We start from the raw sequence: 9744 nt of genomic DNA, 5'->3' as shown, positions 1-9744 counted from the left end.
GGTCATCACGCGCTGCGAGCCGTGAAACGAGATGCCGACGCCGCCGCCCATGACGATGCCGTCGATCAGCGCGACATAGGGTTTCCTGAACCGCGCAATGCGGGCGTTCAGCCGGTATTCGTCGGCGAAGAAATCGACCGGCGGCTTTCCCGCCCGGCCGGCCTCGTAGACGTGGAGGATATCGCCGCCGGCCGAAAACGCCCTGCCCTCGGCCTTGACGACGACGACATCGATCTCATGATCGCGCTCCCAGGCACGCAGCGCCTTGTCGAGCGCCTTGACCATGCGATGGGTGACGGCATTGAGCGCCTGCGGCCGCGTCAGCGTGACGACGCCGGCCCTGCCCAATCGTTCGAAGCGGATCTCGTCGCCGCCGCCAAAATCCATCGCGATAGAATCCCTCCCCCGCGCCGCCGGGACTGAAGTGCTAAAGCGTGGCGCATGGGTGCGTCAATGGCGGCGGCTAATCCTGCCGCCTTGGTCGCCGCCGGCGTCCGATGCTAGAATTGACCATCTTGACCACGGGCTCTCCAACCGGACGTTGAATCATGCCTGGATTTTTGCGTCTTGCCCTTGTGGCGATCGGCCTGATGGTATGCGCGACTGCCCGTCCTGCATTGGCCGAGGACGATCTCTACCGCACGAAGACAATCGTCACCGGCCAAGGCGAAGAAAACCGCCAGATCGGTTTCAAGGCTTGCCTGGATGCGGTTCTGGTCAAGGTCTCCGGCGATCAGCGGCTGCCGAAAAAGCCTGAAATGGCGGCGCTGCGCGACAAGGCCGGCGACTTCATTGCTGAATTCCGCTACCGCGACAGGATCGAAGGCATTCCGATCCACGACGAACAAGGCACGCATGACCGGCCGCACGATCTTACCTGCCTCTACACGCCTGAGGTGATCGACCCGGTGCTGGCATCGCTCGGCAGCAAGCCATGGCTTGCCGCGCGGCCGCGGCTGGCGGTCCTTCTCGCAACGGAGCGAGGCGCAAGGCATTTCGCGCTGACCGCAGACGATGAACACGGCGCACCGATGCGCGAATCATTCGTGAATGCTGCCGACCCGCTGGCGATGCGGATCGTATTTCCCAAGGCGTCGCACCTTTCCGAATCCGGGCTGGACGACAAGGCGCTGCACGAGACGGATATGGCGGCTCTGGACAAGGCCGCCAGACAGGCCGGCGCCGACCAGGCGCTTGCCGGCAGCATCGCCTGGAGCGACGGGGAATTGGGCTGGATCGCCGACTGGCGGCTTGCCACGGACGGCAAGACCTACAGCTGGCAGGTGCGCGGCGTCAGTTTCGACGAGGCGTTCCGCGTCGCCATGCGGGGAGCGGCGCAAATCCTGTCCGGCAACGGTCAGCCATAGGTATGCCGAGTTTCAGATGATGCCGGCCTGCAAACGGCGGTTTCCTGCGCTTCCGGTACTCGCGTACCTAAACGTACGCTCCGTTCCGGTTCTCGGAACCCACCATTTTCGGCTCGGCCTGACCTGAATCTCGACATACCCCTACCTTAGGGTGCTGGCACAATCGTGCCGCATTGGTCAGCGGCGAAGGCTCGTGGTAAAAGCCGCCCGATCCGGAGTTTTGGCGATGAACAAATTCACCCCAGCAAAGCCTGCCGGCGCGCGCAGCGTCGACGAGATCACCGGCAGCCGCCGTTTGCGCCGCATGCGCAAGGCGGACTGGTCGCGCCGCCTCGTCCAGGAGAACCGGCTCTCCGTCGACGATTTGATCTGGCCGATCTTCGTCGTCGACGGCAAGAATGTTCGCGAACCGATCGCCGCCATGCCTGGTGTCTTCCGCCTGTCGCTCGACCTTGCCGTCAAGGAGGCCGAGCGCGCGGCAAAGCTAGGCATTCCGGCGATCGCCACCTTCCCCAATGTCGAGCTCGGCCTGCGCGACCAGACCGGCTCGCATATCCTCGATCCGGAAAACGTCATCAACCGCGCTACGCGCGCGATCAAGCACGCGGTGCCCGAGATCGGCATCATCACCGACGCGGCACTCGATCCCTTCACCTCGCACGGCCACGATGGCATCTTGCGCGACGGCATCATCGTCAATGATCAGACCGTGGAGCAGGTCACGGCGGCTGCCGTCATCCAGGCGGCAGCCGGCGCCGACATCATAGCCCCGTCCGACATGATGGATGGCCGCATCGGCGCCATCCGCGATGCGCTCGACGCCAACGGTTTTCAGGACGTGGCGATCATGTCCTACGCGACGAAATTCGCCTCCGCCTTCTATGGTCCCTATCGCGAGGCGGTCGGCACCGCCGGCCTGCTCAAGGGCGATAAGAAGACCTACTATCTCGACCATGCCAATTCCGACGAGGCCGTGCGTGAGGCCGAGCAGGATCTCGCCGAGGGCGCCGACATGCTGATGGTCAAGCCCGGCCTGCCCTATCTCGACATCATCCGCAGGCTGAAGGACGAATTCCGGATGCCGACCTTCGCCTACCAGGTGTCGGGCGAATATTCGATGATCAAGGCGGCTGCCGCCAATGGCTGGATCGACGGCGACAAGGCGATGCTGGAATCGCTGCTAGCATTCAAGCGCGCCGGCTGCGACGGCATTCTCACCTACTTCGCGCCCGAAGTGGCGGCGATGCTGAAGGGGTAGGTACTCGCATCATTTTCGGATTTTGCTGCAATCCGCTAGAATGGACCCATGTGGAATGAGGTCATCGAACGGTTGCAGAGAAACGCAGATGCCATCAAAGGCATGGGCGCGACTTCGCTTTATCTATTCGGGTCGGCGGCGCGGGACGATGCGCAGCCGGGCAGCGATCTTGATCTGTTCATCGACTATGATCCGGCGCGGCGCTTCTCTCTGATCGATCTGGTCGGCATCAAGCAATTTCTGGAAGAGAAGATGTCAACGGAAATTGACATCACCACACGCGACAGCCTTCATCCTATGTTGAAGGCCGAGATCGAACAATCGGCCGTGCGCGTATTCTGATGCCGGTTCGCCGATCGAGCCGATCCTAGCCGAGATCATAGCGGCTTTGGATGGCATCAGCGCTGCCACCGCCGGCAAGACTCTGGATAACTTTCGTGACGACTGGCTGCTTCGTCACGGCGTGGAGCGCGGCATCGAGATTAATTCCGAAGCCACCCGGCACATCCCGGACGATTTGATCGCTCTTGCTCCAGAAATTCCCTGGAAGCAGATTCGTGGAATAGGCAACATTTTGCGTCACGAATACTACAAGACTTCCGACGCTATCGTCTGGGCCGTAGTGACAGACAGTCTGTCGCCGCTACGCCTAGCTGTCGAGCGCATTCTCGAAGCATCGCGGCGCAAGTAACTGCCGCTGCAACTACCCGTCTTGGCTGTAGTCCTGATGCGGCTGGCCCAAACGAACCGCTCATCGCTCGGCGCGGAGATTTCAAAATACCGCTTGCAAAATGCAATCAGTCTAGCTAAAAACAACTGCTTGCATTTCACAACTGGTTTAGGGAGGTTCTCATGTCCAAACTTCGCGTCAACGCTTTCACCCTGTCGATCGACGGCTATGGCGCCGGTCCCGACCAGAACCTGAAAGAGCCGCTGGGCGTCGGCGGGGAAGCCTTGCACAACTGGATGTTCGGCACCCGAACCTTCCGCAACATGTCTGGCGACGATCGCGGGACCACGGACACGGACGATGGGTTCGTGGCGCGCAGCTTCGAAAACACCGGGGCGTGGATAATGGGCCGCAACATGTTCGGGCCGATCCGCGGCGAGTGGCCGGATGAAAGCTGGAAAGGCTGGTGGGGAGACAATCCGCCCTACCATGTGCCGGTCTTCGTGCTCACCCACCATCCGCGGGATCCTATCGTCATGGAGGGCGGCACGACCTTCCATTTCGTGACCGACGGCATTCACTCAGCGCTGGAAAAGGCGAAAGCAGCGGCTGATGGCAAGGATGTACGGCTCGGCGGTGGCGTCGCCACCATCCGGCAATATCTGAGGGAAAAGCTCATCGACGACATGCATCTGGCGATATCGCCGATGCTGCTCGGCTCCGGAGAGAACCTTTTTGCCGGCATCGACATGCTCAAGCTCGGATATCGGTGCAGCGAGCAGGTCGCGACGCCGAATGCAACGCACGTCATTATTGAGCGCAATTAGGAAGCAGCGTGGGCGTTTTGTCTGCGCTGTTGGCGAAACCCTTGGTGCAGGCCCTTTCTCCCCGTCACTATACGGGGAGAAATGCCCGGCAGGGCAATGAGGGGCGGCGCAAGCGATCGAAGATTACGCTGCCGGACAATGCCACCGATGGCAATATGACGTCAGAATAAGTTTGATCCACGCAGTGATTTTGGCGGGTTAAATTGTTGAGTTTGGCGCCGCCCCTCATCCGCCTGCCGGCACCTTCTCCCCGTATAGTGATCGGGGAGAAGGGAGCCCTGCCTCAATACTTCTCAGGCACGTAGAGCTCGCGCGGCAGCACCTGGCGCTCGTATTCGGGATTGAAGACGCGTTCCGGCAGTATGATTTCCTCGTGCGGCACCTCCTCGTAAGGCATTTGCTTGAGGAGATGGTCGATGCAGTTCAGCCGCGCCCGCTTCTTGTCGTTGCCTTCGACGATGAACCAAGGAGCTTCGGGAATGTTGGTGCGGGCGAACGTCTCTTCCTTGGCCTTGGTGTACTGCTCCCAGCGTACGCGCGACTGCAGGTCCATCGGCGAGAGCTTCCATTGCTTCATCGGATCGTGGATGCGCATCTGGAAGCGCATCTGCTGCTCCTCGTCGGTGATGGAGAACCAGTATTTGACCAGCGTGACGCCGGAGCGGACGAGCATGCGCTCGAACTCCGGCACGTCGCGAAAAAACTCCTCGACTTGATCCGGCTCGGCAAATCCCATCACCCTTTCGACGCCGGAGCGGTTGTACCAGGAGCGGTCGAACAGCACGATCTCGCCGCCTGCCGGCAGATGCGGGACATAGCGCTGGAAATACCATTGCGACTTCTCCCGCTCCGTCGGCGCAGGCAGTGCTACGACGCGGCAGATCCGCGGATTGAGCCGCTGGGTGATGCGCTTGATGACGCCGCCCTTGCCGGCCGAGTCGCGGCCCTCGAAAACCACCACCAGCTTCTTCTTGTGGTAAGCCACCCAGGACTGCAGCTTGATCAATTCGGATTGCAGCGTGATCAGGTCACGAAAATACTGCATGCGATCCATCGAGGGCGGATGCGCGTTCTTGTAGATCTTGGCAATTTCCAGCGACAGCGCCGGTTCCGACATTTCCAGCTCGTAGTCTTCGTCGAGCGTGTCGGCTAGCTCCGCCTCCAGCCAGTCCCTGGCTGGAGAATTCTGTTTTGCGTCGGTCATTTATGCTGCTCCGCGTGCGCGCCCGTGTCGGCGTCCGGCCTGGCGGCCGTGATCGAACACCTTGAGCCGACTTGCATACAGGCCGGCAATGACGGTTTTATTGCAGCCGGCCTGTGCGCCGGTCGCCAAAACGGTAAGATGTGATCGACCCGCCCTCCATGGCATTGGCGACAAGCCGCGCGTATTGTCCTACAAATGCCAAGCTCCTTCGGGCAGCTTTGAAGCACCGCCTTCTCAACCCAATTGCGAGGATCTGACATGGAATACCGCACTCTCGGCCGTTCCGGGCTGAAGGTTTCGACGCTCACCATGGGCACCATGACTTTTGGCGGCGCCGGCGCATTTTCGGCGGTCGGCAAGACCGACCTCGACGAGGCGCGCCGGATGATCGACCTCTGCATCGATTCCGGCATCAATCTCATCGACACCGCCAACGTCTATTCGAACGGGCTTTCGGAAGAGATCATCGGCGAAGCGCTTGGCGGCAAACGCAAGGGCGATGTGCTGATCGCCTCCAAGGCGCGCATGCGGATCGGCGACGGTCCCAACGACGAAGGGCTGTCGCGCTATCATCTGATCCGCGAGTGCGAAAAAAGCCTGAAGCGTCTCAGGACCGATGTCATCGACATCTATTTCCTGCACGAATGGGACGGCACGACACCGCTCGAGGAAACCATCGCCGCGCTCGACACGCTCGTCAGCCAAGGCAAGGTCCGCTATGTCGGCTGTTCAAACTATTCCGGCTGGCAAGTGATGAAGGCGCTGGGGATCAGCGATCGCCAGCACCAGCCGCGCTTCGTCACCCAGCAGATCCACTACACGCTGGAAGCGCGCGAAGCCGAATATGAACTGCTGCCGATCTCGGTCGACCAAGGGCTTGGCGTGCTGGTGTGAAGCCCGCTCGCCGGTGGATTGCTGTCCGGCAAATATCATCGCGACCAGGCCACCGCCCGTCAGCTCAGCGGCTGGAAGGAACCGCCTATCCGCGACGAGGACCGGCTGTGGCGGATCGTCGACGTGCTTGCCTATATCGGCAAGAACCATGGCGTGTCAGCGGCGCAGGTGGCGCTTGCCTGGCTGCTCGGCCGGCCGGCCGTCAGCTCGCTGGTCATCGGCGGCCGGACCGAAGCGCAGTTCAAGGACAATATCGCCGCTGCAAGCCTGGTGCTGACCAGCGATGAGCGCGCACGCCTGGACGCTGTGAGCAGGCCTCCGGTGCTCTACCCCTATTGGCACCAGCAGTTCACGGCAAAAGACCGGTTCGGTCCGGCCGATCTGGTTCTCGACCGGGATGATATCTGACAAGGGGTCGGATCAGGTCGAAGATCGCCGCGAGCTAGCCCGAGATAAAACGCCAGACCTCCGGGTCGGGCTCGATCTGGCCGCTGAGCGCGAAATATTTGTAGAGCACGAGCAAGCAGATCGCCTGCTCGGCCCGCTCGTCGGAGAACTTGCGGCAGTAGGCGTTGGCCGCGGCAACGATGCGTTCGGCCTCGGCAGGATGCCGCTCGAGATACTGCACCTGCTCGCCAAGATCCGTGAAATCCGGCTTGAGCGGCACATAGTGGACGTTGGCCACGAGTTCGCTTTCGCCGAACCATGTCTCGTATGTCGGCGGCGGCATCAAGCACAGCGAATTCGAGCTCATGATCCATTTGAGGTTGGTCGCCACATCGTTGCCTTCGAGCGAAATGATGTAACGGTAGCGCCGCTGCTGATCGATGCTCAGATAAGGCTTGCGATATTCCGGCGCTGCCGTCGGTTTGGGCGTGCCGACATCGCAAAAGGGCAGATCGCGCGCTGCCTCCAGAAGCAAGGTCCGTATCGGATTGTTGAGCTCGCCGCGCCAGACCGCGACCGGAAGCTTGTCCGCGAAGGCAACATCGTCGGCGGGCATGTGGAAGTGGCGGAACTTGTTGAGCTTGAACAGGACCCCGTTCCTGTTGTCGCCGGCGATCGGCCGATCCTTGACGATCGACGGCATGGCAGGCACCTCGATGACGTCGCCGAATTCGAGGTCGATGCGCAAATCGGGATCGAAGTAGCGGGTAAATTCCTTCAGATCGTAGTAATACATGCTCCGGTCTGTCGGCAGCCGGCTTACCGGCACGGCATCGGCGCTCGGCGCGAAAGCGTCCTGCAGTCTGTTGTAATAGTTGAGACGCGCGCGGATCGATCCGTCCGAAAGCCTGGCCTGATCGAGCAACCCGGCGAGCCTGCGGCGGAACAATGCCTGCGGCGCGATATCGCGCATGGCATTGCGCGCATAGTAGAATAGCTTCTGTGCGTTTCTTTGAAGCGTGGCCATCGGTCACTTGGTAAAAACAGGTGAGCTTGTTATTTGTACCCCGGTCTCTCCTACACCATTGTGCCGGCCATCTTGCAAGCCCGGAACCGCGTGCGACCGGCCTGCCGGCTATCTATGGAGCCGATCGCCTTTTGCGGTGTTGTGTTTGTATCCCAATGCTCCTAGGCAGGGCTAACAGCCTTCAGGATTGTGAAAGGAAGAAATATGGCGCGAGCACCGAATTACGGCCAGGAACGCAAGGAACGCGACCGGCAGAAGGCCGCCAAGAAGGCGGAAAAGCAGGCGGCCAAGGTCGCAGCCAAGGAACGTTCGAAGCCCGAAGACGAGACCACCTCCGAGACCGAAACGGAAACGGCAGAGTAACGGCGTCCGGCCCGCGAGGCGGATCGGATTTGGCCTAGGAATCCCGCTGCGTCTTCAGGCCGGCGCCTTGTCGCTGACGAAAACGTTCACTTCGCGCGCGGCGGCTATGAAGGCGCGCCTCGCGATCATGGCCGGTTTGTCGCCGGCCAGGGCATCATGGCAGGCCTGCAGCGCTTCGCGATGCTTTGGACTGCGCTTGCCGGGCCAGTTGTTGAGGAGGTAATCGGAAGCCTCCCGGACGGTCCGCAAGAGCTGAGTGGTTCCCGCCGCGCCCGACTTGACGGTCACGGGTGTTTCAAATCGGTTGTTTTCCATCGCCGCTCTTACGCCATCGGCGCTCGTGAAGCGAGGGCGAAAGTGGTTGCCCTCCGCAATCAGGCCGCAACGACGGCAAATCCCCTGGCCCTCAGGCCGCGCCGGTCATTGTGCAGCGATGTCACCAGCCGGTCGCGACTGCCGACGATATGGGCCGAAAGCCGACGTGCCGCCTCATCGGCATCGCCGGTCCGCACCGCTGCCAGAATGGCATGGTGCTCGGCCCAGGCACGGCCGAGTGCCGCCTCGTCGCGAACCTCCAGCCAGCGGGCGCGCGACAGGCGCGTCATGGCATCGCGGACCGCCCTGAACAGGAACTCGTTGCCAGACAGCCGTGCCAGCTCGATGTGAAAATCCATGCCGACGCGATGCCATTCCTCGCGTGGGCTGCCGGCGTCGCAGGAGTCCAGCATCGCCTCGATGATTTCGACGGCGGTCCTGTCCTCCAAGGCACAAGTCAGCTTGACCGCCGCAACCTCGACCGCCTCGCGGTACACGGCGATCTGCTCGAGCTCGGCGAGATTGATGGGCGACACAGTCCAGCCGCGCCCGTCGCGGCAGACCAGACCTTCCGTTTCGAGCCGCAGCAATGCTGCCCTTACCGGCGTGCGCGAGGCCCCGAAGCGGCTTTCGATCCAGCGTTCCGTCAGCCGCTCGCCCGGACCGACCTCGAGGCCGAGGATCATCTCGCGAAGCCCAATTTCGACATTCTGCATCTGCGACATGGCGGCTCCATTCCGGCCATTTTTTCCGGCGATCGGGTGCTGGCCAGCATTTGCCGATCACGTTGAGAGGGCCGCATTGACAGCGGCCGGGCTTGCGTCCATGACGGATACCAGTTTGGTATCCCAAAATGGTATCTGCAGCAAGTTTTCATACGAGCTGCCGGACAGGACAGACATGCCGCAAGACGCCACCCTCGCCGCGCAAGGCACCTACAACATCCACTGGCGCCGCAATCTCGCCGTGTGCTTTGCCGGCTCGTTCAGCACGCTTGTTGCCATGACCCTGCTGTTGCCTTTCCTGCCGCTCTATGTCGAGCAGCTGGGCGCCGAGGGCCACGCAGCTGTTGTACAGTGGTCCGGGATCGCCTACGGGGCCACGTTCTTCGCCGCCGCGCTGGTGGCGCCGCTGTGGGGACGGCTGGGCGACCGCTACGGCCGCAAGCTGATGCTGGTGCGCGCCAGTTTCGGCATGGCCGTCTGCATGTCGCTGACCGGCATGGTGGAGACTGTCTGGCAGCTGGTGCTGCTGCGCCTGCTGATCGGCTTCGCCGGCGGCTATTCCTCAGGTTCGACCATCCTGGTGGCCATGCAGACGCCGAGGGACCGGTCCGGTTGGGCGCTCGGCGTGCTGTCGGCCGGAATCACGGCCGGCGCCCTCGTCGGGCCCCTGCTCGGCGGCGCGCTGCCGCCCTTGATCGGCATCCGCG

At 61.9% G+C, this 9744-nt stretch carries 12 protein-coding genes and 1 pseudogene; 8 read left to right on the top strand and 5 right to left on the bottom strand.

All coding sequences use genetic code 11. From position 1 onward, the window contains the following. Positions 1 to 387 (bottom strand): enoyl-CoA hydratase/isomerase family protein (locus tag E5W87_RS09065; RefSeq protein WP_292396193.1); only part of this gene is annotated, 387 nt, incomplete at its 3' end. A gap of 161 nt (positions 388 to 548) precedes the next feature. Here E5W87_RS09065 and E5W87_RS09060 point away from each other — a divergent pair. The 5 genes from E5W87_RS09060 to E5W87_RS09040 all read left to right on the top strand — a co-directional run bounded on the left by E5W87_RS09060 (position 549) and on the right by E5W87_RS09040 (position 4122). Then, positions 549 to 1367, top strand: coding sequence for a DUF2066 domain-containing protein (locus E5W87_RS09060; RefSeq protein WP_292396190.1), 819 nt, complete (start codon positions 549 to 551; stop codon positions 1365 to 1367). A gap of 226 nt (positions 1368 to 1593) precedes the next feature. Next, positions 1594 to 2625, top strand: coding sequence for a porphobilinogen synthase (hemB, locus tag E5W87_RS09055; RefSeq protein ID WP_292396187.1), 1032 nt, complete (start codon positions 1594 to 1596; stop codon positions 2623 to 2625). Between the two features lie 48 nt (positions 2626 to 2673). Next, positions 2674 to 2967, top strand: a complete 294-nt coding sequence (locus E5W87_RS09050; protein ID WP_292396184.1) for a nucleotidyltransferase domain-containing protein — start codon at positions 2674 to 2676, stop codon at positions 2965 to 2967. Positions 2968 to 3013: 46 nt separating this feature from the next. Continuing rightward, positions 3014 to 3316: a HepT-like ribonuclease domain-containing protein gene (locus tag E5W87_RS09045; protein ID WP_292396182.1), complete on the top strand. Its 303-nt coding sequence runs from the start codon at positions 3014 to 3016 to the stop codon at positions 3314 to 3316. Positions 3317 to 3477: 161 nt separating this feature from the next. Continuing rightward, positions 3478 to 4122 carry a dihydrofolate reductase family protein gene (locus E5W87_RS09040; RefSeq protein ID WP_292396179.1) on the top strand — a complete coding sequence of 215 codons (645 nt, stop codon included), beginning with the start codon at positions 3478 to 3480 and terminating at the stop codon, positions 4120 to 4122. 283 nt (positions 4123 to 4405) lie between these two features. On the opposite strand, the gene ppk2 is transcribed toward E5W87_RS09040, so the two are convergent. Further along, positions 4406 to 5326, bottom strand: a complete 921-nt coding sequence (gene ppk2 / locus E5W87_RS09035; RefSeq protein WP_292396176.1) for a polyphosphate kinase 2 — start codon at positions 5324 to 5326, stop codon at positions 4406 to 4408. A 258-nt stretch (positions 5327 to 5584) separates the two neighbouring features. On the opposite strand from ppk2, the pseudogene E5W87_RS09030 reads away from it, so the two are divergent. Then, positions 5585 to 6628, top strand: a pseudogene (locus E5W87_RS09030) (aldo/keto reductase). Positions 6629 to 6662: 34 nt separating this feature from the next. Here the strand turns inward: E5W87_RS09030 and E5W87_RS09025 are convergent. Further along, positions 6663 to 7634, bottom strand: coding sequence for a glycosyl transferase family 90 (locus tag E5W87_RS09025; protein WP_292396174.1), 972 nt, complete (start codon positions 7632 to 7634; stop codon positions 6663 to 6665). 204 nt (positions 7635 to 7838) lie between these two features. Here E5W87_RS09025 and E5W87_RS09020 point away from each other — a divergent pair, with 204 nt between their 5' ends. Continuing rightward, positions 7839 to 7997: a hypothetical protein gene (locus E5W87_RS09020; RefSeq protein ID WP_023798419.1), complete on the top strand. Its 159-nt coding sequence runs from the start codon at positions 7839 to 7841 to the stop codon at positions 7995 to 7997. Between the two features lie 54 nt (positions 7998 to 8051). Here E5W87_RS09020 and E5W87_RS09015 read toward each other — a convergent pair whose 3' ends face one another. Both E5W87_RS09015 and E5W87_RS09010 read right to left on the bottom strand, forming a co-directional pair. Continuing rightward, a complete protein-coding gene (locus E5W87_RS09015) occupies positions 8052 to 8312 on the bottom strand; it encodes a DUF982 domain-containing protein (protein ID WP_292396169.1) in 261 nt (86 codons plus the stop codon). Positions 8313 to 8371: 59 nt separating this feature from the next. Further along, a complete protein-coding gene (locus E5W87_RS09010) occupies positions 8372 to 9037 on the bottom strand; it encodes a GntR family transcriptional regulator (RefSeq protein ID WP_292396166.1) in 666 nt (221 codons plus the stop codon). Between the two features lie 175 nt (positions 9038 to 9212). Between E5W87_RS09010 and E5W87_RS09005 the strand changes: the two genes are divergently transcribed. Beyond that, on the top strand, positions 9213 to 9744 hold a 532-nt coding region (locus E5W87_RS09005; RefSeq protein ID WP_292396162.1), incomplete at its 3' end, for an MFS transporter.

It is taken from the genome of Mesorhizobium sp. (genome assembly GCF_004962925.1).
GTDB lineage: Bacteria > Pseudomonadota > Alphaproteobacteria > Rhizobiales > Rhizobiaceae > Mesorhizobium.
The sequence above is the reverse complement of the archived record's forward strand: the minus strand, read 5'-3'. Positions and strand labels throughout refer to the sequence as shown.